At 40.6% G+C, this 22835-nt stretch carries 25 protein-coding genes, 2 tRNA genes and 2 pseudogenes; 20 read left to right on the plus strand and 9 right to left on the minus strand.

Annotation, left to right across the window (positions count from 1 at the left end; translation table 11 throughout):
• Positions 1 to 41 precede the first annotated feature (41 nt).
• The 4 genes from DAQ1742_RS08380 (at position 42) to DAQ1742_RS08395 (ending at position 2362) form a co-directional block, all read left to right on the plus strand.
• Complete coding sequence (locus tag DAQ1742_RS08380) at positions 42 to 500, plus strand: conjugal transfer protein TraD (protein ID WP_067487127.1); 459 nt, start codon at positions 42 to 44, stop codon at positions 498 to 500.
• Positions 493 to 834 carry a hypothetical protein gene (locus DAQ1742_RS08385; protein ID WP_067487124.1) on the plus strand — a complete coding sequence of 114 codons (342 nt, stop codon included), beginning with the start codon at positions 493 to 495 and terminating at the stop codon, positions 832 to 834. The genes DAQ1742_RS08380 and DAQ1742_RS08385 overlap by 8 nt, the downstream gene beginning before the upstream one ends.
• A 147-nt stretch (positions 835 to 981) precedes the next feature.
• Positions 982 to 1344: a hypothetical protein gene (locus DAQ1742_RS08390; protein WP_232046618.1), complete on the plus strand. Its 363-nt coding sequence runs from the start codon at positions 982 to 984 to the stop codon at positions 1342 to 1344.
• Positions 1345 to 1375: 31 nt separating this feature from the next.
• On the plus strand, positions 1376 to 2362 hold the full coding sequence (locus DAQ1742_RS08395; protein WP_051124079.1) for a hypothetical protein: 987 nt from the start codon (positions 1376 to 1378) through the stop codon (positions 2360 to 2362).
• Positions 2363 to 2411: 49 nt separating this feature from the next.
• Here the strand turns inward: DAQ1742_RS08395 and DAQ1742_RS08400 are convergent, their stop codons facing one another.
• On the minus strand, positions 2412 to 2813 hold the full coding sequence (locus tag DAQ1742_RS08400; protein WP_035342934.1) for an H-NS family histone-like protein: 402 nt from the start codon (positions 2811 to 2813) through the stop codon (positions 2412 to 2414).
• Positions 2814 to 3138: 325 nt separating this feature from the next.
• On the opposite strand from DAQ1742_RS08400, the gene DAQ1742_RS08405 reads away from it, so the two are divergent.
• The 5 genes from DAQ1742_RS08405 to DAQ1742_RS08425 all read left to right on the plus strand — a co-directional run bounded on the left by DAQ1742_RS08405 (position 3139) and on the right by DAQ1742_RS08425 (position 7430).
• Complete coding sequence (locus DAQ1742_RS08405; RefSeq protein ID WP_051124078.1) at positions 3139 to 3471, plus strand: STIV orfB116 family protein; 333 nt, start codon at positions 3139 to 3141, stop codon at positions 3469 to 3471.
• 55 nt (positions 3472 to 3526) lie between these two features.
• Positions 3527 to 3877, plus strand: coding sequence for a hypothetical protein (locus DAQ1742_RS08410; RefSeq protein ID WP_035342932.1), 351 nt, complete (start codon positions 3527 to 3529; stop codon positions 3875 to 3877).
• Between the two features lie 185 nt (positions 3878 to 4062).
• The gene (locus tag DAQ1742_RS08415; RefSeq protein WP_035342930.1) at positions 4063 to 4605 is read left to right on the plus strand and encodes a hypothetical protein; all 543 of its coding nucleotides are present in this window, start codon (positions 4063 to 4065) and stop codon (positions 4603 to 4605) included.
• A 508-nt stretch (positions 4606 to 5113) separates the two neighbouring features.
• Complete coding sequence (locus DAQ1742_RS08420) at positions 5114 to 5503, plus strand: hypothetical protein (protein ID WP_035342928.1); 390 nt, start codon at positions 5114 to 5116, stop codon at positions 5501 to 5503.
• Between the two features lie 313 nt (positions 5504 to 5816).
• On the plus strand, positions 5817 to 7430 hold the full coding sequence (locus DAQ1742_RS08425) for a prepilin-type N-terminal cleavage/methylation domain-containing protein (RefSeq protein WP_051124077.1): 1614 nt from the start codon (positions 5817 to 5819) through the stop codon (positions 7428 to 7430).
• An 87-nt stretch (positions 7431 to 7517) separates the two neighbouring features.
• Here the strand turns inward: DAQ1742_RS08425 and DAQ1742_RS08430 are convergent, their stop codons facing one another.
• The gene (locus DAQ1742_RS08430; RefSeq protein ID WP_035342926.1) at positions 7518 to 7712 is read right to left on the minus strand and encodes a hypothetical protein; all 195 of its coding nucleotides are present in this window, start codon (positions 7710 to 7712) and stop codon (positions 7518 to 7520) included.
• Between the two features lie 461 nt (positions 7713 to 8173).
• On the opposite strand from DAQ1742_RS08430, the gene DAQ1742_RS08435 reads away from it, so the two are divergent.
• A complete protein-coding gene (locus DAQ1742_RS08435; RefSeq protein WP_035342924.1) occupies positions 8174 to 8428 on the plus strand; it encodes a hypothetical protein in 255 nt (84 codons plus the stop codon).
• Here DAQ1742_RS08435 and DAQ1742_RS08440 read toward each other — a convergent pair.
• Together DAQ1742_RS08440 and DAQ1742_RS08445 are read right to left on the minus strand one after the other, a co-directional pair.
• Positions 8423 to 9037 carry a hypothetical protein gene (locus tag DAQ1742_RS08440; RefSeq protein WP_035342922.1) on the minus strand — a complete coding sequence of 205 codons (615 nt, stop codon included), beginning with the start codon at positions 9035 to 9037 and terminating at the stop codon, positions 8423 to 8425. The genes DAQ1742_RS08435 and DAQ1742_RS08440 overlap by 6 nt on opposite strands.
• An 846-nt stretch (positions 9038 to 9883) precedes the next feature.
• A pseudogene (locus tag DAQ1742_RS08445) lies at positions 9884 to 10096 on the minus strand (tyrosine-type recombinase/integrase); the annotation flags it as partial.
• A 328-nt stretch (positions 10097 to 10424) separates the two neighbouring features.
• On the opposite strand from DAQ1742_RS08445, the gene DAQ1742_RS08455 reads away from it, so the two are divergent.
• The 4 genes from DAQ1742_RS08455 (at position 10425) to DAQ1742_RS08470 (ending at position 12888) form a co-directional block, all read left to right on the plus strand.
• Entirely contained in the window at positions 10425 to 10979 is a 555-nt protein-coding gene (locus DAQ1742_RS08455) for a TetR/AcrR family transcriptional regulator (protein WP_035342918.1), read from the plus strand.
• 30 nt (positions 10980 to 11009) lie between these two features.
• Complete coding sequence (locus DAQ1742_RS08460; protein WP_067487121.1) at positions 11010 to 11864, plus strand: NAD(P)-dependent oxidoreductase; 855 nt, start codon at positions 11010 to 11012, stop codon at positions 11862 to 11864.
• 260 nt (positions 11865 to 12124) lie between these two features.
• Positions 12125 to 12421, plus strand: coding sequence for a hypothetical protein (locus DAQ1742_RS08465; RefSeq protein WP_071604091.1), 297 nt, complete (start codon positions 12125 to 12127; stop codon positions 12419 to 12421).
• 254 nt (positions 12422 to 12675) lie between these two features.
• Complete coding sequence (locus tag DAQ1742_RS08470) at positions 12676 to 12888, plus strand: hypothetical protein (RefSeq protein ID WP_145916191.1); 213 nt, start codon at positions 12676 to 12678, stop codon at positions 12886 to 12888.
• Between the two features lie 111 nt (positions 12889 to 12999).
• On the opposite strand, the gene DAQ1742_RS08475 is transcribed toward DAQ1742_RS08470, so the two are convergent.
• Positions 13000 to 13350 (minus strand): hypothetical protein, encoded by a 351-nt coding sequence (locus DAQ1742_RS08475; RefSeq protein WP_180706282.1) that lies wholly within the window; start codon positions 13348 to 13350, stop codon positions 13000 to 13002.
• Between the two features lie 264 nt (positions 13351 to 13614).
• Between DAQ1742_RS08475 and DAQ1742_RS08480 the strand changes: the two genes are divergently transcribed.
• Positions 13615 to 14043, plus strand: a complete 429-nt coding sequence (locus tag DAQ1742_RS08480) for a hypothetical protein (protein ID WP_035342912.1) — start codon at positions 13615 to 13617, stop codon at positions 14041 to 14043.
• A 278-nt stretch (positions 14044 to 14321) separates the two neighbouring features.
• On the opposite strand, the gene DAQ1742_RS08485 is transcribed toward DAQ1742_RS08480, so the two are convergent.
• Together DAQ1742_RS08485 and DAQ1742_RS08490 are read right to left on the minus strand one after the other, a co-directional pair.
• Positions 14322 to 15572, minus strand: coding sequence for a tyrosine-type recombinase/integrase (locus DAQ1742_RS08485; RefSeq protein WP_067487116.1), 1251 nt, complete (start codon positions 15570 to 15572; stop codon positions 14322 to 14324).
• A 179-nt stretch (positions 15573 to 15751) separates the two neighbouring features.
• Positions 15752 to 15827: transfer RNA gene (locus DAQ1742_RS08490), tRNA-Asn, on the minus strand.
• A gap of 383 nt (positions 15828 to 16210) precedes the next feature.
• On the opposite strand from DAQ1742_RS08490, the pseudogene DAQ1742_RS08495 reads away from it, so the two are divergent.
• Positions 16211 to 16477 (plus strand): annotated as a pseudogene (locus tag DAQ1742_RS08495) (LysR family transcriptional regulator); the annotation flags it as partial.
• Between the two features lie 99 nt (positions 16478 to 16576).
• On the opposite strand, the gene cycA reads toward DAQ1742_RS08495, so the two are convergent.
• Positions 16577 to 17977: a D-serine/D-alanine/glycine transporter gene (gene cycA / locus DAQ1742_RS08500; RefSeq protein ID WP_067487113.1), complete on the minus strand. Its 1401-nt coding sequence runs from the start codon at positions 17975 to 17977 to the stop codon at positions 16577 to 16579.
• Between the two features lie 418 nt (positions 17978 to 18395).
• Here cycA and DAQ1742_RS08505 point away from each other — a divergent pair.
• Positions 18396 to 18471 (plus strand) — tRNA-Lys (locus DAQ1742_RS08505).
• 280 nt (positions 18472 to 18751) lie between these two features.
• Here the strand turns inward: DAQ1742_RS08505 and DAQ1742_RS08510 are convergent.
• A complete protein-coding gene (locus DAQ1742_RS08510; RefSeq protein ID WP_035342538.1) occupies positions 18752 to 18976 on the minus strand; it encodes a DUF2594 family protein in 225 nt (74 codons plus the stop codon).
• 640 nt (positions 18977 to 19616) lie between these two features.
• Between DAQ1742_RS08510 and uvrY the strand changes: the two genes are divergently transcribed.
• Genes uvrY through pgsA form a run of 3 tightly spaced genes read left to right on the plus strand, consistent with a single transcriptional unit; the run spans position 19617 to position 22704 of the window.
• Positions 19617 to 20273 (plus strand): UvrY/SirA/GacA family response regulator transcription factor, encoded by a 657-nt coding sequence (gene uvrY, locus DAQ1742_RS08515; protein ID WP_035342536.1) that lies wholly within the window; start codon positions 19617 to 19619, stop codon positions 20271 to 20273.
• On the plus strand, positions 20266 to 22098 hold the full coding sequence (gene uvrC / locus DAQ1742_RS08520; RefSeq protein WP_035342534.1) for an excinuclease ABC subunit UvrC: 1833 nt from the start codon (positions 20266 to 20268) through the stop codon (positions 22096 to 22098). The genes uvrY and uvrC overlap by 8 nt, the downstream gene beginning before the upstream one ends.
• A 57-nt stretch (positions 22099 to 22155) precedes the next feature.
• Entirely contained in the window at positions 22156 to 22704 is a 549-nt protein-coding gene (gene pgsA / locus DAQ1742_RS08525; RefSeq protein WP_035342531.1) for a CDP-diacylglycerol--glycerol-3-phosphate 3-phosphatidyltransferase, read from the plus strand.
• The last annotated feature ends 131 nt before the right edge of the window (positions 22705 to 22835 follow it).

Below are 22835 nucleotides of genomic sequence, written 5' to 3' on the forward strand. Positions count from 1 at the left end.
GGAAACACCGCTTTTAACCGATTATTTACCAGGGAGGAATAATGGAAAAAGATGAGAAGCTGAAACAGTTGCTGGCTTCTGCGCAGCAGGAACTGAACCGTCTGACAATAGCGCAAAAAAATCACAGCAGAAAACAGATCACACACAGGAAAATTGTGTTAGGTGGTGAGGTGGCTAAGCACATGGGGCTGGATATAGATCAGGATGTTCTGGTGGGGTATCTGATCAGATTTTCTGCGCTAACTGAGAAAGATATCTCTGTTCTTAAAATTCGTGGAGCAGAAGCCAGACGACTGGATAGCATCAGGAAAGGTCTGTCTGGGAAGTCGAATAGCAAAAAACGAAGTCCAGGGAAACTATCTACGCAAAACAATAATGATATGGACAACACCATTAATACTGAAAGTGAAAAAGTGACTAAACCTGATGTTGAATACAACACACAGTTTTTCAGAATGCTGAAAAAAGGTCTGACTGACAAGAAGGAAGAAAATGACTGATAAAAAAACTGCTGAGGACAATAACAGCGTAATTGAATCCACCATCGAGCATATCTCGTTTTTTCTGTTTGCTATTTTATCTGACTGTTATCCTGAGATTGCAACATCGGAGTTTGAGACTATTTTTAATGAAGAGATCAGGATTGATATTAACTCTTTTATTAAAAATTACAGACAACAGGTTGCGACTCTTTCAGGAAAAAGCATGGCTCAGGCTTATGCAAGTCAGCGATTTTTTGAAAAATTGTCCCGTGCATTGAATCAGTACCAAAAGGATAAACCCGGCGAGGCCGTAAACTATGTAAACCGGAGCCTTGTATTGCAATCATTATGAAGTCTGCATGAATAAGGCATCAAGGTGCATTTCATCTGTACTTACCCTAACGCTGAACAGGCTGAAACTCGCTTTCAGGCTGTGAAGGGTTGAGTAAGCCCCAGAGGGCGCGGTAGCAAATTTTGATAAAATAAAAATAAGGAAAATATGTATTCTAAAAAAGTATTCTCTACAGGAACACCTGAAGATATATATGGGATGATTTTTGAACGATTACCATCAATTGAACGTGATTATATTTGGCACGGTAGAGGTTGTAGATTGTTGTTCACTATCATAGAAATATTGGTCTATTTGAGAGAAGCAAAGTTCGTTATCATTGATTATGGAAAAATAATCCGATTGATTGAACTTAAAAATCTAAAGGCTTTAATCGATTCGGATATACCAGAGCATTGCCGAGATAGTTTGAAGGAATATATCAGCGGTCTTCTCCCCGTTGGAAATGAATACCCTGTACACGAGTTCATCACGTTCCGTTTTCTGAAGATAGATACTTCTGATTTTTAAATAAGATAAATTATATAAAAGGATATAAATCATGATAAAAATAAAAAATAACATCCATGATCTTAAGGGATATTTTATTAATAATCTCACTGAGATAAAGAAAAATCTCAAAGAGATTGGAATAGATAATTTCTACATTGAGATATGTAGCCTGCCTTACAATGAGTATTCAATATTTGCAAATTTTATATTTGACCATTATATGGATGATGATCTTTTCTCAGATTTAATGAATCGTTATATCTTGCCTGATGTCTTCTTTTATAGCGAATCAGAAATTATGTCTGAATCCACATGTTCAGGTGAAAAAATGATACCATTAGGTTCATTATTATCTGAAAAAGAGGAGGAATCTATGAACTTATATGCTTATCATCCTAATGATGTCAGTAAGAAATTAGTACATATTGAGGAGTGGGTTGTAAATCATCATAATCAAGATGGGTGTTGTCGTATATGTAATGAACCAATTTATGTCAAAGGGGATAAATCACAAAAGCAAACTCACTTTTGCCATTACCCAAAATCTTTGTGTCCATCTATATTACCAAATCATGAACCCTATAAGTTTTTCCAGAATTTCCCAAGAGATCCTTCTTTAGCTATTGATGCGAAAAGATGGTTGAAAAATAATATGATTAATGTTTATGAGAAGATAAAGTCACAATTCCCATTGTTGAAATTTACATGGTCTGATTTGATAAAAACAATTGAAGAAGCAGATAAATTAAATATTTGGTCATTGGAATATATGCCACATGACTATATTCCTTATGTATTACTTACATGTATTGATAAATACTCAGTCAATAAATATAGAAAGCAAGAATGTTTTTTTGTTTTAGAGCCTACGCCAAGTAATAATACTTATTATAACGGTTATTGGAACCAAACAGGGTTGAGTAAAAAATACGTATGGGAGATACAACTTCCTTTAAAGGTCGTTGTACAACACGAGGTAAACTTAAGCACACCAATTGCATGGTACATCGGAAAAATAAATAAAATATTAGAGTAATTTGAAATTTAATACTCCCTATACGAGTACAGCGCATAGGGAGTAGTTTTTAGATCTCAAAGTCTTCCAGAGTTTTACCACTTTCCAATGCTGAGGCGATAGCTTTAGGAGTCCGTCCTTGACCTGTCCACGTCTGTTCATTGCCGCTTTCGTCGGTATATTTGTACTTGGCGGGACGTGGAGTGCGTTTGGTTTTTTCTGTTTTGCTGGTAACACCTGCGTCGAGCAGTTCAGACGGATCAATACCATCCTCTAACAGTCTGGCGCGTAAGGCTTCGATTTTAGCCTGACGCTCTGCGTTTTGTTGCTGTGCGCTGGATTCTTCTTCACGCCGGTCTTCAACAATGGCGGTCAGCTTTTCCAGCATTTCTTCCAGTGTGGCCAGATCGGTTTCACGAGCCTGAGCACGAAGAGTGCGAATGTTATTTAATATTTTTAGGGCTTCACTCATTATCATTTATATCCTGATGGTGTTTAAAATCGCAGTTAGCATACAGAAAATGCGTCAATAAAACGAGTGTTAATCATTACATTAATGCAGCATAACTTAAATGCCTTTTCCGTTAATTAATGAATATCTCCAATGTGGATTAAATAATAGAATTTAAGGTAAATTAAATTTGAATTTGATAACGCATCAGTTATAGAATATCTATAAATAAAGAATACCGTTTATTCTTATTGTTTTTGAAACGTGTGATGTAGTGAATGACAGTGATTTTTTTAAGATTACTGTCCCAATTCTATTTATTTTAAAATAAAACCTAGGAGAGAGTATGGATTATATCAATAACGTATTTACATTGGGCATGTTAAAGAATCCTGCTGATGCCTATTGCGTCAGGTTTGTACACTTGTCAAAGAAAGATGCAGCTTATTGGGCGCAGAATGGCGAGTGGCATTCTGTCGTGGGGCATGAAGATACGGCAGCTATCGCCTCAAAAGAATTGGGTGTCACTATTCCGTTTAACAGACAAACTCTTTTGATAGAAAAAGGTGATGAAGTGCTGGTAACACAATATATCGGGCCACGCTTACCAGAAGGCAGTACGCAGCTTCCTGATGGTGCTAAATTTGAATATTTTTTAGCAATTGTTGAGCATATTTAAGTTTTAATAACCACTATGCCCTCCGATAAAAACATTATTTTAAAATGGAGGTGTAATGCTTTATACAGTGAGGAAAAATAAAAGCCGAACAGGACATATAATAACCTTCAGGAAGTCTTTTTTTAGGCTAATAAACGACGTGAATGGTTGGGTTATTAGAGTTTATTTGCATGTTCTTATAGAGAAAATTAAACGCTATAAAAATAATCCAGTGATTGATCTGGATTCTGCTGAACGAATAAATGACCTTATTGAAAGGAATGGTGACTATATTTTCAATGATGCTGTTTTGTATGACATCAGTTGGGTGTTTATTGAAGGGATTACCAATTCAACAGAAAAAGATCCTGAAAAGCTGTTTGCTATGATTAAAACTTTTTTTAATAAATTGAATGTAAATGATTAATGCAAAAGAATAATATGTTTTCGATTTTATTCTGAATGATTTCTTAAATCATTTTGTACTGAATATCAATATTGGTTAATTTGATAATAAAGGAAAAACATTGTTCTATGTTGATCATGATGAAAATAAACTAAGATGGCTATAACATGTCAGAGAAATTAACCCAACTAAAAGGATAAAACATAATGATAAAATATCTGTCAATAAATCAGGCTCCCAAAGAAATTCGTCAGGCACTAAGTCATGTCCGTGAGTTTATCCCGGAGATCAATCTTGTTCATGTCAAAAAAGGAACGGTTGATTTTCTTTGCTCTGATAAAAAACATCCTAATCTTTCAAAATGGAATCTTGTTAACACAACAATAATAGAAGATGCCAGTTTTGAAGCTCTGCATATACCGGAATCTTTATTTTATTGGGAACAGGGCGTTGGTAAGAGAAAAATAACGACACTGGAGATTGTTCTGTCTGGTATTATCCATGCCCCTGAAAACTGGGAAAGGGTAATAATATATCCACATCGTATATGCTGGCGTCTTGGTTATGGTTCGGGTCATGAAACAAGACCTGTCTCGCCTTTTCTGATTGGTAAACATCTGGACGATGCCGGTATTGAGATTACCGATCTTGGTCAGGAATTTACTCGTCTTGAATACACACAAATGGCCTTGAACCGTTATCAGGCACTAAATGATATGCATGAGCGTATACAGAGAAAATATTTATAGTTATATCCGTTTTTTAATAGTAGCCCCGTAAAGAATGAGTACATATGTGTTATAAAAATAATGTAATATTGCTCTCTAAAAAATGGAGATAAGAGAGAACAGTATTGCGATTAAAAAGTCGCAGAGAGGTATTAATGAAAAATTTTTTGTTTATTTTCCTTCTGATGCTGGTGGTATTTGCTTTCATCCGACCTGAACCAGTTAAAGTCCGTGTAGCGGCACAATCTATCGGCTATAAGAAAGCATGCTGGTATAATAACAAACCCCAATTGATAGGGTGTAGACCATTACAGGTTGTACGAGTAATATAAATGCCATTTATTCCTAAAGATATAATTACACCTCCATTTTTTTGGTATAAATGGCATTTACTACTAGATATTTATTTCTGTTTGTCACAATAAAATAACATAAAAAAGATTGTGTTTGTGTTGAAAAGAGGTGTTGTCATATTTTAGATGGCTATGCACTATTGAATAGTGCGTTAAAACAAAAAGAGGATGTTAAAATGAAAGAAAAAAATATAAATATGGATTCATTTCTATTATTAGTGGCTATTTTGATAATGAGCTTTGGGCCATGTATTGTCTCTATGAGTCATCAGAAGATGAAAACTGAACAGGAGGCGGAGATAGCTAAGTCCGTGACTCAACAAATGAAAGAAATAGGTGAGGCGGTAGATAAATATGTTAACACCAGATACGAAAAACTTTCCACTCTGACTTCAAGCAGTGGGCAGTCAGGCGATCCGGGGCCTCGTGTTTGTAATAGCACTGGATGTGAAATTACCTACCAGACACTGATTAATGAAGGGTTATTGCCAGTATCATATGCCGGGATTAATAGTAAAAATGCTACCCATCGTATTTTTTTGAAACGTGATAATAATATACCTTAATCTTGATTGCATAAAGGGAGCGAGAGTACCTTTCCGCTCTGGAATGATACCATGTTCTTCTTTATATGTTTTCACAACCCCCTATTTAATAAAAAAGACAATGATAAATAAAGATATGGTGATTTAATTCTTCATAAATACCCTATAGTATGTTGACAGTGTTATTTTATCTGGTATCTATTAATATGAAGTCATTAAACTATCCGTAAGTTTTATTTCTGTTATTTGCCCTGTTTTTACAGGGCTTTTTATTGACATTTATTTTTGATGTATTACCACATATATAGACAGAAAATAACAAAGGGATATAACAATGATAATAAATAAAAAAGGGTTTTCTTTACTTGAACTGATACTTGTGCTTAGCGTTGCATCTGCTGTTTCTTTTATAAAGTTTCAGGATTTGAAACACCAACAGGAAGACATTCAGGCCAGTGCCGCTGGCGAACAACTTAAACAGGTCGGTGAGGCGGTAAATGGTTATATCAGTATCCGCTATGACAGATTATCAACACTGACAGACGCGAGTGGAACGGGAACCGATCCGGGGCCGAGAAGTTGCTCAGTTTCAACCTCGACATGTACCATCACATACCAGACGCTGATTAATGAGGGCTTATTACCTGCCTCGTATTCCGGCGTGAACATCAACAAATCCACTTATGCCATTCAGTTAAAAAGGTCGGGGTCATCACCGAATTATGTTGTTAATGGACTGATTACCACAGCCTTACCCTGGAAGGAAGGCGGCGATATTCGCTATGACCTGCTGGGCAAGGCAATGCAGACCGCAGGTGTGGACAGCGGGATGACGCAATCCACAACAACCGCATCAGGATATCAGGGAGCATGGAAAGAAACGACAACGGGTTTTAGCAATATCACCGCAACGGGGCTTCTGGCCTATCGTGTGGGATACGATTCTGCAATGTATTCTGTTTATCTGCGTCGTGATGGAACACTCCCTATGACGGGCGATCTGAATATGGGTGGTCAGAACATATATAACGCGCAGAACATCACAGCAGCCGGGACAACGACAACGGGGGTGCTTAGAACTGTTGGCGAGGCGACAGTAGGAGCGGATCTAACCGTGGCGGGGAACACTCAGGTTAACGGGAACATCAATACCAATAATACTGTTTCAGGCACAACCGTAGTGTCTCGTGGTGAAACCTATACGCAAAATTGGTTCAGAACATTAGGTGATGGTGGGCTTTATTTCCAGAAATACGGCGGTGGCTGGAATATGGCAGATACGGCAACCATTAACGCTTATGGCGGCAAGAATGTTCAGACCAGTGGTGGCTTATATGGTGGTTATGTTCATTCCAATGGCAATATTGATGCTTATGCAAATATTTTTTCAGGCCAAACGATTACAGCCAATGGAAGTATCAGTACGGGGGATAGCCTTTACGCCAGAAACAGTATTTACACCGGAAGTGAGGCTTCAACCAAAGCCTATATGAACAAGGAGGGTAACGTTTATGGTTCTGGAAATGCTCAGTTAGATGGAAATATTAATGCAAATGGTACGGTTAGTGCTTCTTATGTCTGGGCTAGCGGAAATATAAACTCTAACTATGTGCATTCCAATGGGAATATCGATGCCAACGGGCGAATTAATTCAGGTGAGTTTGTCTATATAAATGGTCAGGCTAATGCTGGGTGGGGATGTTCACCGAATGGCTTGCAGGGAAGAGCAGCGAATGGCGCGATTCTTTCCTGTGTTAATGGTCTCTGGAAAGCGGCTGACGGTAATTCCATTAAGGTTTGTGCAAATTATTGTGGTGGGCAATGGCCTCTCGAAGTGGGACGTGTTGAGCATAATGGCGACTGGAGTTCATGGCGTACATTAGGTGAAGGGTGTAGCGGAGGTTATGCATCAAACTGGAATGAGCCTGTATTCTGTTCATCAAACTAACAAAGGATCTGTTCTCATGCTGTATTATCCATAACATCGTTTAAAAGTCAGATCCACCGCAAGGCCAATCTGACTTTTTTCTATCTGTTATGCCTGAAATTCACCCTCTGTGTCGTCGGTGCTTTCGGAATGAAATGCCCGATACAGGAAATCAATGCGCTCCCACAGCACAAAGCTCAGGATCTCTTTGACTTGGGGATTATCAATTTCAACAACAGCGTAAATCAATGCCCGACACTGATCGATAATTTCTTCCAGTTCCAGCGGCGTGTTATCGAACATAACACACCTCCAGAACAGACTGGCCCGAAGTAAAAAACCCCGTATCCAGATGCAGATTTTCAGGTGGGGAATGGGTAAACTGAAAAACAGCCATAGCGTTAGCTCCATAACGGTGTGGTTAGCCCCTGTCTGGTATTGAGAGTACCTTTCAGGGGCGAAACGGGTGTTCAGGTGAGTTTAATAGGGTTTCGTACCTGATCGGCTGCAATGTAAGGCTAGGATTGGTGCTAGTCAATTGCTAAACGTGTCTCGACAGACTGCCGTTGAAGAAATTTTTTGCAACCTTTAATCAATTTAGGAACATTGTATGTGAAAATTTATTTTGTCTTTTTTATTTAAAAATAAACACTTCTGATAATCGATGTAAAATAATAAAATCTGAAAATAAATTCCTCTCATCTGTTGATATATGTAATGAATGTGTTAATTATATAAATATGACATATCAGAGGAAATGAATAATGAAAGAAATAAAAACGCTAAAAGAGGCCATTCAGATATATAAAGGGATTATTGAAGCAGAAAAGGAACATGGCGATCTTTTCTATGCAGGAAAAATCCCTGAACAGGAATGGAACAATACCGTGTACAGGGTTATGTGTTTCCCTGTATATGATGTTGACTGGAACGAAATTTATATGAGCAATGAACTTCAAAAGAAATTCTCACAATGGGAGTTTCAGCAAAGAAAGAAACGCCCATCGATAAAATTATGATTTTGATAAACCAGTAATAATTCCAGACAATGCCATGACAGAGGATTTAATGATATTCCCGTCATCTGTTGAAGATACGCCGTCGAAAACCTCCCACAGATAACACGTTGAGAACCATTGATAGTTCTTCACTTTTTCGGCGGTAATTTCTACCCATTCATAGGAATGTCCACGCCATCTGACAAAATTTTTACCATTCTCATGTTTAAGACAAATACACCGTATATAAGCCCCTGTGGGTTTGTGATTTTTCATTGTAGGTGGAGGTGGTGGCGGATTACTATTAACCACTACCAGTGTAATATTTTTATAATAACTTAACTGAGTCAGAATTTTTTCATCAAATAGTAAACTGTTGTTCCATGTTGAACGATATTTCACATCTACCAATATTTTATTCGTCTGCTCCACATTCATGATGACAAAATCGGGGAGACGCCTCATTGCATCTGGAAAACCGAGAGTGTTATATAAATCCTGCGGGAGGCAGGATACTTCTCTTATAACTTTTTCAATACCCGTATCAATAACCCGATAACCATGATGTTCCAGAATCGCTTTAACGATCCCCTCTGACATCTCTTTTTTTATTCTGTCTAGGAAATGCATGATGATATCCTTATGCTATATGATAATATCTGATGCTAAAAATACCATGCCTCAATAAGGCTGACCACCTGTTTTGTAAATGGGGGGGGTAAAACGTCAACCAGTTTCTGTGTAAACAAATACAGTTATGCGGATAATTGACATCACACTGTGAGTGATGAAAACTATTCCAGCTTTCCCTTAGACAATACAATCTCAACACGATTTAAGCGAAGGCGTTAAAAAACTCTCTTTTTTAATTATTTTTTCAGGAAATTAAATGAATAAAATGGATAGGGAAAATTTAACTCGAAAGATCTATGGGAAGTCCTTATGATGCCCCTATAGATTAGGCGACATAGCGTTTTACAGTGCGTTTGGTTTCACCAAGGGAACCATTCTGACGTATCTCTTTGATCAGCGAAGAGGTCAATTCTTAAATATTGGCAGGTTCATAAAGAACAGATGAAATGTTTCTTCTTGCATGTATATAGAAGAGATTTTAGTAATAATCATTTTCCTTTTGATGCTTAAAACCAACGACGATATATTTTCCCTGAGCATCAATAAAATAGCAATATTCATAGCCCGAATCACCATAAGGGATAATCACTTCATATAAAAAGTCATCTTCGCCTTCTTCATCGGAGAAGAAACCAGTGCACAGCCCTTTTTCAAGATTGTCCAGACTATCAGCGATGGTGCGCTTAAACGTCGTTAATGACGTAGCCTGTTAACCTCCCTGAGTTATGTTAGGTAATAAAAGGTACTACCTTTTATTACTCTGCTTTGAATGAAAAGTCAAACAGTCTCAGGTCATATGGCGACTAAAAAGCTTCTCTATTTATGCTCCCTGCGTTTAATGTGTCATTCCTTCTGTGCAAACTCAAACGGCCTGACCATCCCATTCCGGTTAGCATCCAGAAAATCAGCCCACCATTGCAGCATCAGTCGGCGTTGCTCAAGATGTTTGGCCTTGTGAGTATAAGCTGCACGAACGTTGTTCTTTTCCATATGGCTCATTTGAAGCTCAACCACATCTTCCGGCCAGATACCTGATTCAATCAACGCACTACACGCCCAATAATCCATCAGAGCCACCCGTTTAGACCATAACGTTCCACGCTGATAAGCAGCCTCTGTTTTGTCAGCCAGTTGATGTGACAGCGCATGTTCAATAACTTCGCGTTGATGGTCTGTCGTTTCACCAGCCCAGTCACGAAAAGTGGAACGGAAGCCGTGTTGGGTTAAACCTGTATGTTCATTTTTACCAGTAAAAGCATATCAGAATGCTGTCCACGCCATCTGACAATTTTCAGCCATTGTAATGCTGGCTATTGACAGTTAAAGATTGTTGATTCACTATTATCTCAAATGAATCATTTTTATTTCTTTTAGGGGGTTGACAATGCCACCTCGTTCTAATGAAAAACTGTTAAAAGAGCTTGCTGCGGTGATTAGCTCCCATCCAAGAGCAACATTGCAGGAGTTAGCGGAACTTGTCAGTGTCAGTAAGGCAACGCTGTATCGTAATTTTGGTACCAGAGAAGAGCTTGTCTTAGCCGTGATAACGGTAGCAGAAGATGCTGTGAAAAATATCATTCAAGATATAGAAAAATACGTGGCCGATTCTTCTTTGGAAGTTGGGATTGTTTTTAATGCGATTGTGCGAGAACACTTCAACAATAAAGAGTTTTTAATGCTTTACTGCCATAATCAGTCTGATGCTGGTAAGGCGTATCTTAATTTATACACACAGTCTCTTAATGATTTTTTCCATAAGTGGCAAAAGAATAATTTTTTTAGAGTAGATATCAGTTGTACTGAGTTAACTGAGTTATTTATTTCCATTGTTTACGGAATGATTGAGTCAGTCTGTCAAAAACGTGTAGCGGAAGTTAAAGTTGAGGAAATAATCAGACTCTTCTTCTTTCATGGCTCCATAAATAACTTGAAAATATAGTCAGAATTTTAATTTAAGAAGGAATGCGGCATGAAAATAGCTGTGATTGGTACTGGTATTATGGGCAGCGGGTTGGCTATTGCACTAATGAATAGCGGCCACGAAGTGTATGTGTATAACAGAACGAAAGAGAAAGCAGCGCTTCTCGTGAGTAAAGGCGCTATATTGGCTGAAACACCTGCGGATGCTATTAAATGTGCTGATGCTTCAATTCTTGTACTGGCAAATGCTGAAAGTGTGAAAAATGTAATATTGAGCGACGATGTTCTTCCAGTATTAAAAGGAGCAAGGATACTCAACGCATCTACAACAACGTCTTTTGAGATCAGTGAAATATCTTCTGCTGTCAGTTTACATGGTGGGGAATTGTCTGAAACGTCAATAATGGTTGGTGGCGAATCTCTCCAAAATAAGGAAGGTGCTTTTATTCTGGCATGCCCGGAGACGGCTGAAGAATTTTGGTCAGAGATACTGAGTAGTGTTGGCGTTGTAATGTTCAGAGCAGGAGATACGGGAGATGCATCCAAAGCAGAAGTTCCGATGTTATTTTCTTCTCTTTTTAATAGTATTTTGCTTGCTTACTCTGCAGTGGCGACAGAAAAGCTTGGGTTACCCAAAGAGATTATTAAAAAAAGTATTGATGCAGCAGGTATACCGGGCGCGGAATGGATACTTCCAAGCATCCTTGAGCATGACTATACAAATGTGATGGCCTCTGTTGAATCTTATAAACAGGTAAGTGAAACAGCAAAGCGCTATGTTCACTCTCTGGGGATGCCAGCCGAAATTGTTGATGCGATAGATACCCTTTATGGAGTGGCTTTGTCCAAAGGCTTAGGTAAACTTGATGGCGGTGCTGTCAGTCAGCTATTTCGGGGTAAATAAAAATATCATTTATATTATAACAAGGAGAGAGCGCTCTCCTTGATTTTATAGTTAGTATAAATCCTATTTACTATTCGTGAGTGTTTGAGTCAAAGAGATGATGCATGCGAATAACATCGAGTAATACCTCCGACTTAGTATCCAGCAGGTTAGGACTGATTAAAAAAAGACCATCAAAGCTGATGGTAAGCTACTTTTCTCAATTTATGTCTATATTTAAATGTCTGCTATATGGTGTTAATTAATTACGGGATGGTATTATGAAAAAACTAATTATTGCTTGTTCTGTTTTATTGATTGCAACTGGTGCTTTTGCAAAAGGTGGTGGGCACCATTCATACGCTGGAAGTGGTTATAGCGCACCGAAAACATATGGCTATGGGACAGGTAGTAGTTCAAGTCATGAAAAGGTAAATGGCTATATCAAAAACAATGGAACGTATGTTTCCCCATATCAGCGGACTTCAAAAGACACAACGCAATATAATAATTTCAGCACTAAAGGTAATTACAATCCATATACAAATACATATGGGACCAAAAAAGCAACACACTGATTTCCTGAAAATGGCGTTTTCGACCTAGCGCCATTTTTATATCCATAACTGAAGCTATAACCCGGATCGTATCACTACGTATACATTTATATTTAATACTATCTAAAATACAAAGCAGGTTTTTTGACTCTGGCTGGAAAGGTTATTGCGACGAACAATGGTGCTATTCGATAAGTCTATTAAGTGTCTAATTGACAACGGAGGTTTTTCTGTACTATAAGTACGATCCTCTTTACATAAGATAGGTGTTAACAATGAAAATAGGAAGCTCAAGTGCTGGTAAATTTAAAGGTTCACGTCCGCAATTTGAGGTAAAGCCAATAATAAAAAACGGAATTACTTATTATTATATTTTCCATAAAGGAACCGATAAATTGCGGGAGCCTGTAAAAGAGTATTCAGAGGCAGAGCTTGATATCGCTATGGAAGACTGCCGCCAGTTGAATATTGGTCTTGATATTCGCTAATCTCTTCTATTGTTATCATAGGATTTGCAGATTTTTTCTTATGTTCTTTACAATACCTTCTCATTATATTTATTTCCAAATGAGCGGGTACTACCTCTCGCTCATTTGGCATCATGAAAGTATAGAAAAAATCAGAACTGTTAGATTTTGATTTAGGAACAACCCCGATGTTGGTGAAACACCATCAGGCCACTCACAATCTGTATCTAATATAAATGTGCTGGAATCTATAGCATCAATCTTAAATAGTGTATTGTCCGGGTAATCCGCAAGAATCGGACACATGATTATACACTCATAAACTATCCCTTCATCAAGGAAAAAATGTGTTCTTACTTTTTTTCTTTCTAGAGGTGTAGGTATTGGAGCAACTTCCCAGTCAAACAAGTTTATATAAGTAAAGTCGCCTTTTTTTTCTGCTATTTCACGCCATTCATCTATTATTTTTAGTTTGTATTTCATATTGAATATTCCTCTTTTTAAATTATCGTATATATAATAAATTTTATGGTAATTAACTTATTGGTAATGTTTATTATAGTGAAAATTAAGGTGTGTCAAATTTATTTTATTGGTGCTAGAGATGAAATTAATTGACCTATGATTTGATATTGAATTTAACTCTTGTGTTGTGGTGTTGTGGTGTTGTCTGATGAGAGTGAAATTTGACAAAAAAACTTGCTATTGATAATAAATAATAAATCACAAATAACATAGGTGTTTTAAATGAAAATATTAATTAACGTACAAAACAACTGGCCTGATAATGTAAAAGAACTCGATTCAGCTAAATATGATCAAAATAAAATCCCTTGGTGTGGTAAAGAACTGTTCTTTTTGCATGAAGATGGAAGGGTTTATCAGAGATATGTGAAGATGCCTTTTATCGTTGATGTTGATGAGCTTTCTTTATTCTCGTTAACAACGAAAGATGACAACTCTTTTTTGATAGAAGAAATCACTGATTGGCCTGAAGGTGTTAATATTAGAAAAGGATTTATTCGTGCGCAATGGGGACATAAATCCAATGGTTGCTGTTGGTATGTGTTTCCTGATGGTGGCAATATGTATGCGTATTTTGATGCCCCAATGATTAAAGAGCATCATAGAATATATAACGTAATGCCTTTTATTTCATACGAGGTCTTGAGCTAACTTGTTTTTTTAGCTCTTCAATCTTTATCTGCGCTTCTTCCAATGAGTTGCAAACAGTAATGACTCGTTGGTTGACAATATCGAATATCAGGTGCATTTCTAATTCAATAGTAGTCTCTTCATTGCCGTCAAATCTATATGATAGATTGGTTTTATGCGGGATAATGATATATCTTTCATCCATGATTTGGCCTCATACTATGTGTTATTTAGACGATGATTATAGCGCATCATTAACGAAATAGTTGAGTGAAATATCAGCCATCCGTGGCGGTTATTTATCCCTTCTGCGCAAACTCAAACGGCCTGACCATACCGTTGCGGTTAGCGTCCAGAAAATCAGCCCACCACTGCAACATTAGGCGGCGTTCGTCCAAATGTTCTGCCTGATGAATATAGGCTGCGCGTACATTATTACGCTCCTGGTGACCCATTTGCCGTTCAACGGCATCTTTGGACCATAAACCCGACTCGATCAAAGAGCTGCATGCCATTGTACGGAAGCCATGACCGCAGACTTCCTTCTGTGTATCGTAGCCCATTGTACGAAGTGCCTTGTTGATCGTATTTTCACTCATTGGCTTATCGGCGTAATGATCACCAATGAAAATGAAATCATGATCGCCACTGATTTCCTGTATCTCTTTCAGAATAGCAATGGCTTGTTTGCTGAGTGGGACAAAATGCAGGGTTTTCATTTTGGCACCACGGTGTGAGTTCTTCACCCCTTTAATCGCTTCACGTTCTTCCGGTATCGTCCATAACGATTTTTTAAAATCAATTTCTGACCAGCGGGCAAAACGTAACTCACTGGATCGGATAAAAATCAATAAAGTGAGCTTAACTGCAAGCCTAGTGAGCAGTCTGCCTTTATAGTTATCAATGTGGTCTAAAAACTCATGGTAGCGTTCAAATGGCAAGGCGGGGCGATGTTTGCGCTTACCCATGTTAACGGCACCTGACATCTCTTGTGCTGGATTGTAATCAATAATGCCCTGTTGAACAGCGTAACGCATGATAGCGGTCGTGCGTTGTTTCAGGCGCATGGCGACTTCGTTGTAACCCTTGTCCTCAACTGCTTTTATCGGCACCAGTAAGTCGCGCGTTTTGAGTTCTGCAACATGACGATGACCTATCACCGGGAAGATATAGGTTTCAAAGGTACGGAGAATTTTCGCGCCATAGTCTGCTGACCATTTTTTATTGGTGTTGTGCCATTGACGGGCAAGCGTTTCAAAAGAAAATGCACCACTGTTTTCCAGCTTGTCTTCCTGCTTCTTCGCTGATGGGTCAATACCATTGGCGAGCAACTTACGGGCTTCATCTCGACGAGTTCTGGCTTCTGCTAAAGAAATGGTGGGATAGACGCCTAACGCATAGGTTTTCTGTTTACCTGCAAAACGAAATTGCATACGCCAGTATTTTGAGCCGTTAGGGTGCAGAAGTAGGTACATACCGAAACCGTCTGTGAGCTTAACGTTCTTATCGGTGTGCTTTGATTTTTTTATCTTTACGTCAGTTAATGCCATGTTTCAGCCCTCCACATGATGGCATAAAACAAATCGAACCCGTTGTACCAACGAATATACCAGCAATGAGCCGTGGCTTTGGGTACTTTCTAGTAGACGTTGATAGACAAACAAGAAGGGATAACCAATTGATAGAAAGCAAAAAACCAGACGTCGGTAGACGTCTGGTTTCTTTAAATTGGCTCCTCTGACTGGACTCGAACCAGTGACATACGGATTAACAGTCCGCCGTTCTACCGACTGAACTACAGAGGAATCGGTGAGTGGTGTGGATGATAACGGGAGGCGGTGGGGTTGTCAAAGTATCATGACGTGAAGATTAACTGTTTGCTGAACTTATAATCAAATTATTGAAATTGTTGTGGTAGTCGGTCGTTCAGGCGTTGGAGATTGGCAATATGGTCAGACAATTGCACCCTCAGACAGCATCAGGTGCACCTTTTTGGTGCGAGACGTTATGGTGTCACTAGTATCATAGAGGTCTGACAGGAGATTAGGAACGTTACTATGATGGCAATAACCATTGCTTTTACTTATTTTTAAGTCGGTTAAGCGATGGCTGCATACTTTTTTTTACTGGTTGATGAATTTGGCGCGCTTTTTGCTTCTACTAAGCCGTAACTATTCAGGAGGTACACATGAATCTGAGACGGCTCAAATATTTTGTGAAAATCGTTGATATCGGTAGCCTGACCCAAGCCGCTGAAATGTTGCATATTGCGCAACCAGCATTGAGTCAGCAAGTTGCGACGCTTGAAAGTGAAATGGAAAAGCAACTGCTGGTTCGTAGTCGCCGTGGTGTGACGCCGACTGAAGCCGGTAAGATTTTGTATTCGCACGCCCAAACGATTCTGAGTCAGTGTGAACAAGCCAAGAATGCAGTAAACGGTGTCCGACAAACGATCAGTGCCTAAATCAGATGCGGTCAGCTACATGTCAGGACGTAGCTGACCGCATTGAATGTCTCACCTTTCACTGACTCAATTCATCAAAATAATCGCAGGTTATCCGTGACGCTGGCGGCGATGGCGAAGAATCTGATAAGCGACAGCTAATACCACAAACCATAATGGCGTTACGGTTAGTGCCTGTAAGGTATCTGGTTGCAGTGTCAGCAGTACCAGCACAAACGCAAAAAATGCCAGACAGACCCAACACATAATAATGCCGCAAGGCATTTTATATGCCGATGACTGATGCCGTTGTGGCCGTTGCCTGCGGTAAACCAGATAAGAGCACAGAATGATGCTCCAGACGAACATGAACAAAATCGCTGATACGGTGGTGACGAGTGTAAAAACGGTCATGACATTAGGAATCAGGTAGATAAGTACAACCCCACATAACAGGCATATACAGGAAAACAGCAATCCACCAGAGGGAACGGCTCGTTTTGACAGGCGGCCAAAGCTGGCTGGTGCATATCCTTGTCTGGCCAGGCCAAACAACATACGGCTGGTAGAAAATACCCCGCTATTTGCTGACGATGCCGCAGAAGTCAATACCACAAAATTTATCACACTGGCAGCAGCCGGTAGCCCGACCAAAACAAACATTTCGACAAACGGACTTTTGTCTGCCGCGATATGGCTCCAGGGCGTCACCGACATAATCATTATCAAGGCGAAGACATAAAACATGATAATACGTATCGGGATAGCGTTGATTGCCCGGGGTAAAACCACGTTTGGATTTTTGGTTTCTGCGGCGGTCGTACCCACTAGCTCGATACCAACAAAAGCGAAGATGGCTATTTGAAAGCCAGCGAAGAAGCCGCTGAGGCCTTTGGGAAATAATCCGCCATCGCGCCATAAGTTACTTAATGAAGCGGCAGTTCCTGATGGTGAAACAAATTGCATGGCAACCAGCACGGCACCAATCGCAATTAAAGCCACAATAGCCACTATCTTTATCATTGCAAACCAAAACTCCATCTCACCAAACAGTTTGACCGTTGCCAGGTTTAATGTGAGTAACACGAGTACGCAAAGCAGTGAACTTATCCATTGTGACAAATCAGGAAACCAGAATTGGGCATAGGCACTGATGGCCACGACATCGGCAATGCCTGTCACCACCCAACAGAACCAGTATGTCCAGCCGGTAAAAAAACCGGCCCACGGCCCAAGCAAATCGGCAGAAAAGTCGCTGAATGATTTGTAATTCAGGTCAGAGAGTAGCAATTCACCCATTGCCCGCATCACGAAAAACAGCATAAAACCGATTATCATATAAACAAAAATAATCGATGGACCGGCAAGGCTGATGGTCTTTCCTGATCCCATAAACAAGCCCGTACCTATTGCTCCACCGATGGCAATCAATTGAATATGCCTATTGGTCAGGTTACGGCGTAGGTCATTATGACTATTAGCCACTGTATTATGTTGTGTTTGATCTGTCATAAAATGTGATTTCCAGAACGAGTCAGCCAGGGAGAAACCGGCATATATAAAAAGCCCGTTTCCCGAATGATTCCCCTAACGAATGCGAGTGCACGCAGGTATTTTGCAGCGCTTTCAGAGCGAGACGATTGGTAAGCCAGGCGGATACAACCTACATCATTATTGCAACAGGCAATCAACTGAATAAATAAGAATGGTCAATACTAACACGTCATTCGGGGGCGAATGAATCTATGTCGCTCAGGCTGAATAGAAAACACAGGAAAATCGTTTGTTGTTGTACATACGCGTGAAACAAAACCATGTTTACGGGCAGGAGGGAAGGGGTGAAGTGTGTACATAAATCAGGCGGTCTTCAGAAAAAATAGAGTGAACTATTTGACAGCAGCTGAAGAGAGGAGAATAATGCCTCCCCGTTGGGTCGTTAGCTCAGTCGGTAGAGCAGTTGACTCTTAATCAATTGGTCATAGGTTCGAACCCTATACGACCCACCAACAACCCCGCCTGCTTATATATCTTTAAATAAACCTCATCGGCATAATTTAGTTAAAAAATTATCTTTTTTACTTCTTTCTGGTATAGAAATATACAGGATTAAAAAATTTCTTTGCGTAAAAGCTTTATTTTCGCTAAGGCTATTTGTTAACGAAATATAACTCAACGTGTCAATATTTTTGTTGTTTTCTTTGTTCAGTATTGCTGCTGGTAGGGTAAAAGAGAATTAATCCCATCAGACTCGTTGAGTGAGTGAGGGTGGTCTGATGGGAAATAAGATTAACGGCGATAAACAGTTTTAATTTGTTTAATTGTTGTGCTGAATATTTCAGCCTGGGTTGGATCATCAAGCTGGGCTACGTGCTTTTCCATATTGACGATAATTTTGCCCGCATCGGCCTGCCCGATAGACTTCAGCATCAGCGTCATCAGCGCCTTCATGCAGCTAACTTCATAAGCCAGCGTTTCAGGTGTGGCCGCTGTCGGGAAGTCGTTGGTGTTCATAGTATCTCCTGTAATGAATATAAAGCCGATGCTATCGACAAAGTGAAAAAATGCCTGATAATCCGGCAACATAACCAAAATTGGTGTCATTGTACCATATTTGTCAATGTTGCTGATCGCTGAAAATAAGCCTTGCCAAGGGAAGTTGTATTTTTTCTATCTGTTTTCGCCACAAATTGCTTATATTTTGTTAACGAAAATCGTGGTCTTTAAATGCGCTTGCAGAGAAACATCGCAATTTTTATATGGATATTTTGAGGCCTGTGTATTATTTGTAGTAAACGGGCAGTGTGATAGTGCACTTGGAAGGTTATAATGGCATAACAGTACAGCAGGGCGGTGATTGCTTGCGCTGGAAAAACTTGATAATGTTTTGATTATAGATATTTTTTATAATTTTTAGACGCTACTTCGTGTCTCTTTCTCTAAAAAAGCCAGGTTGGAAATATGAATACTGTGATGGAAGAAAGTTTCGTGGATGACGAGCAGAGGCTACCATCCGCGAGCCTGAAGAATAATACCACACGGTAGAATAAAAATACACTTTTAATTAAAAAGTGTATTCATTTTTTTCTAAACCACATAGTACCACCTGCAACAAATTCGTCTGTAAGTGTTACTCTTTTTGGAGAATTGTTCTTTGATTAGCGTTTTTCTTGTTGATGACCATGAACTGGTGCGGGCAGGGATACGGCGCATTCTTGACGATATCAAAGGCCTCAAGGTTGTAGGGGAGGCGCAATGCGGCGAAGATGCGGTCAGATGGTGCCGTAGCAATAGTGCGGACGTTGTGCTGATGGATATGAACATGCCCGGCATTGGTGGTCTCGAGGCGACTCGTAAAATTGTGCGATTTTCCCCTGAAGTGAAGGTTATAATGCTAACTATTCACACCGAGAATCCGTTACCTGCTAAAGTGATGCAGGCTGGTGCGGCAGGTTACCTGAGTAAGGGTGCTACGCCAGAAGAGGTTATTTGTGCCATTCGCTCTGTACATGCAGGCAAGCGTTATATTGCCTCTGATATTGCCCAGCAAATGGCGTTAAGTCAGCTCGAACCTCAGACGGAAACGCCACTTGAGTGTCTCTCTGAGCGTGAATTGCAAATTATGATGATGATCACTAAAGGTCAGAAAGTGACCGAGATTTCAGATAAGCTCAACCTCAGCCCGAAGACGGTCAATAGCTATCGTTATCGTATGTTCAACAAACTGAACATTAATGGCGACGTCGAGTTAACGCATCTTGCAATTCGTCACGGACTTTTTAACGCGGAGACTTTGATCAGTAGTGACTGAACGTTTTGATGCCCAGGCTTTTCTGAAGACAGTAACCAGTCAGCCTGGCGTTTATCGCATGTATGATGCCAGCAATACGGTCATCTATGTTGGTAAAGCGAAGGATCTAAAGAAACGCCTTTCCAGTTATTTTCGTGCGCAGGTTGCCAGTCGGAAAACTGAAGCTTTGGTGAAAAGTATTCAGCAGATCGATGTCACGATCACGCATACTGAAACTGAAGCGCTGTTGCTTGAGCACAATTTCATCAAGCAATATCAGCCGCGCTATAACGTATTATTACGTGATGATAAATCTTACCCGTTGATTTTTCTGAGTGCTGATAGCCATCCCCGGTTGTCTATACACCGGGGAGCCAGGCACGCCAAAGGCGAATATTTTGGCCCGTTCCCTAATGGAAATGCGGTGCGTGAAACACTCATGTTGTTGCAAAAATTGTTTCCGATTCGCCAGTGTGAAAATAGTGTTTATCGCAATCGTTCGCGCCCTTGCCTGCAATATCAGATTGGGCGTTGTCTGGGGCCGTGTGTGAGCGGGCTGGTCAGCCAGGAGGACTATCAGCAGCAGGTTGATTACGTGCGGTTGTTCCTGTCTGGTAAAGATCAACAGGTGCTGACCCGGCTGGTGGCAGATATGGAGTCAGCCAGTCGCGAACTGAGGTTTGAAGATGCGGCCCGAATTCGTGATCAAATTCAGGCAGTGCGACGGGTCACAGAGAAACAGTTTGTTTCTGGCGATAGCGATGATCTTGATGTGATTGGCGTCGCGTTTGAGGCCGGCATGGCCTGTGTCCATGTGCTCTTTATTCGCCAAGGGAAGGTGTTAGGCAGCCGAAGTTATTTTCCGAAAGTGCCGGGAGGAACTGAACTTGCAGAAGTGGTGCAGACCTTCGTCGGACAGTTCTACTTACAGGGTAGTATCGCTCGCACTTTACCATCAGAAATTTTGCTCGACTTTGCATTGCCAGAGCACGCCTTGCTGGCCGACTCACTCAGTGAGCAAGCAGGACGTAAAATTCAGATTCAAAGTCGTCCTCGGGGAGATCGTGCCCGCTATCTCAAGCTGGCTCGCACGAATGCCCAGACAGCACTCGCGACAAAACTCTCTGAGCAATCAACAATCTGGCAGCGTCTGGAGGCGCTGTCTTCGGTACTCGGTATTGATAAAATCCACCGTATGGAGTGTTTTGATATTAGCCATACCATGGGCGAGCAAACCGTGGCATCTTGCGTGGTGTTCGATACCAACGGGCCTCTGCGTGCTGAATATCGTCGCTATAATATTTCCGGCATCACGCCTGGCGATGATTATGCGGCGATGAATCAGGTGATCAAACGCCGTTACGGCAAATCGATTGATGAAAGTAAAATTCCTGATGTGATTGTGATTGATGGGGGAAAAGGCCAATTGGCGCAGGCGAAAACGGTATTTTCATCTCTACAGGTCGCATGGGATACCACCAAGCCGCTGTTGCTAGGTGTGGCAAAAGGCAGCGATCGCAAGGCGGGCCTGGAAACCTTGTTTTTTGAAGCGACCGGCGAGGGGGTGGCATTACCCGCTGATTCCCCAGCCTTGCACGTTATTCAGCATATACGTGACGAATCGCACCATCATGCGATTAGCGGGCATCGCAAACAGCGTGCTAAGGTAAAAAGCACCAGTTCACTTGAAATGATAGAAGGCGTGGGACCAAAACGTCGTCAGGCACTGCTTAAGTTCATGGGGGGCCTGCAACCCCTGATTAACGCCAGTATTGAGGAAATAGCCGGAGTCCCTGGAATTTCGCACGCTTTGGCAGAAAAAATCTTTCATGCATTGAAACACTAGAGGCAATGTAGCAACATATCCTTATTCTCTTTCGAGCCAGACAGTTACTCAGACGCTATGCGATTTAATATACCTACGTGGCTTACCCTGTTTCGAGTTGTTTTAATCCCATTCTTTGTTCTGGCATTTTATCTGCCGTTCAACTGGGCTCCGACGGTCTGTGCAGGCATTTTTGTTTTTGCAGCCATTACTGACTGGTTTGATGGTTTTCTTGCCCGCCTCTGGAAGCAGACGACGCGCTTTGGGGCGTTTCTGGATCCCGTTGCTGATAAGGTTATGGTGGCTGTGGCGCTGGTGCTAGTGGCGGAATACTATCACTCCTGGTGGATAACATTACCGGCAGCGACCATGATTGCCCGGGAAATTATTATTTCAGCATTGCGGGAATGGATGGCTGAGCTCGGTAAGCGCAGCAGCGTCGCGGTATCCTGGGTGGGGAAAATAAAAACGACAGCACAGATGGTGGCTTTAATCGGGCTGTTGTGGCGGCCGGAAAAGCTGGTGGAGGCGGCTGGGATATTTGCCTTGTACATCGCCGCCGTGCTGACTTTCTGGTCAATGTTCCAGTATTTAAGCGCAGCATGGCGTGATTTGCTTGAACATTGATCACCTAGCTTTAAAAAGCAACAAACGGCGCAGTGAGAGTGATAATTTTATTGACTCACTGCGTCAGGTAAGTAGAATGCATCGCATCGACAGCAGCACGGTTTATTGAAAAAGCTTAATAAACAATATGT

Source organism: Dickeya aquatica (genome assembly GCF_900095885.1).
Lineage (GTDB): Bacteria > Pseudomonadota > Gammaproteobacteria > Enterobacterales > Enterobacteriaceae > Dickeya > Dickeya aquatica.

Excerpts from the sequence above, each read along its gene's own strand:
- DAQ1742_RS08390 (WP_232046618.1), top strand. The coding sequence starts at position 982 with ATGTATTCTAAAAAAGTATTCTCTACAGGAACACCTGAAGATATATAT.
- DAQ1742_RS08385 (WP_067487124.1), top strand. The coding sequence starts at position 493 with ATGACTGATAAAAAAACTGCTGAGGACAATAACAGCGTAATTGAATCC.
- DAQ1742_RS08395 (WP_051124079.1), top strand. The coding sequence starts at position 1,376 with ATGATAAAAATAAAAAATAACATCCATGATCTTAAGGGATATTTTATT.
- cycA (WP_067487113.1), bottom strand. The coding sequence starts at position 17,977 with ATGACAGATCAAACACAACATAATACAGTGGCTAATAGTCATAATGAC.
- DAQ1742_RS08410 (WP_035342932.1), top strand. The coding sequence starts at position 3,527 with ATGCTTTATACAGTGAGGAAAAATAAAAGCCGAACAGGACATATAATA.
- DAQ1742_RS08405 (WP_051124078.1), top strand. The coding sequence starts at position 3,139 with ATGGATTATATCAATAACGTATTTACATTGGGCATGTTAAAGAATCCT.
- DAQ1742_RS08400 (WP_035342934.1), bottom strand. The coding sequence starts at position 2,813 with ATGAGTGAAGCCCTAAAAATATTAAATAACATTCGCACTCTTCGTGCT.
- DAQ1742_RS08475 (WP_180706282.1), bottom strand. The coding sequence starts at position 13,350 with ATGAAATACAAACTAAAAATAATAGATGAATGGCGTGAAATAGCAGAA.
- DAQ1742_RS08425 (WP_051124077.1), top strand. The coding sequence starts at position 5,817 with ATGATAATAAATAAAAAAGGGTTTTCTTTACTTGAACTGATACTTGTG.
- DAQ1742_RS08435 (WP_035342924.1), top strand. The coding sequence starts at position 8,174 with ATGAAAGAAATAAAAACGCTAAAAGAGGCCATTCAGATATATAAAGGG.
- DAQ1742_RS08460 (WP_067487121.1), top strand. The coding sequence starts at position 11,010 with ATGAAAATAGCTGTGATTGGTACTGGTATTATGGGCAGCGGGTTGGCT.
- pgsA (WP_035342531.1), top strand. The coding sequence starts at position 22,156 with ATGCGATTTAATATACCTACGTGGCTTACCCTGTTTCGAGTTGTTTTA.
- DAQ1742_RS08455 (WP_035342918.1), top strand. The coding sequence starts at position 10,425 with ATGCCACCTCGTTCTAATGAAAAACTGTTAAAAGAGCTTGCTGCGGTG.
- DAQ1742_RS08510 (WP_035342538.1), bottom strand. The coding sequence starts at position 18,976 with ATGAACACCAACGACTTCCCGACAGCGGCCACACCTGAAACGCTGGCT.
- DAQ1742_RS08480 (WP_035342912.1), top strand. The coding sequence starts at position 13,615 with ATGAAAATATTAATTAACGTACAAAACAACTGGCCTGATAATGTAAAA.
- DAQ1742_RS08465 (WP_071604091.1), top strand. The coding sequence starts at position 12,125 with ATGAAAAAACTAATTATTGCTTGTTCTGTTTTATTGATTGCAACTGGT.
- DAQ1742_RS08470 (WP_145916191.1), top strand. The coding sequence starts at position 12,676 with ATGAAAATAGGAAGCTCAAGTGCTGGTAAATTTAAAGGTTCACGTCCG.
- DAQ1742_RS08380 (WP_067487127.1), top strand. The coding sequence starts at position 42 with ATGGAAAAAGATGAGAAGCTGAAACAGTTGCTGGCTTCTGCGCAGCAG.
- DAQ1742_RS08440 (WP_035342922.1), bottom strand. The coding sequence starts at position 9,037 with ATGCATTTCCTAGACAGAATAAAAAAAGAGATGTCAGAGGGGATCGTT.
- DAQ1742_RS08485 (WP_067487116.1), bottom strand. The coding sequence starts at position 15,572 with ATGGCATTAACTGACGTAAAGATAAAAAAATCAAAGCACACCGATAAG.
- DAQ1742_RS08430 (WP_035342926.1), bottom strand. The coding sequence starts at position 7,712 with ATGTTCGATAACACGCCGCTGGAACTGGAAGAAATTATCGATCAGTGT.
- DAQ1742_RS08420 (WP_035342928.1), top strand. The coding sequence starts at position 5,114 with ATGAAAGAAAAAAATATAAATATGGATTCATTTCTATTATTAGTGGCT.
- DAQ1742_RS08415 (WP_035342930.1), top strand. The coding sequence starts at position 4,063 with ATGATAAAATATCTGTCAATAAATCAGGCTCCCAAAGAAATTCGTCAG.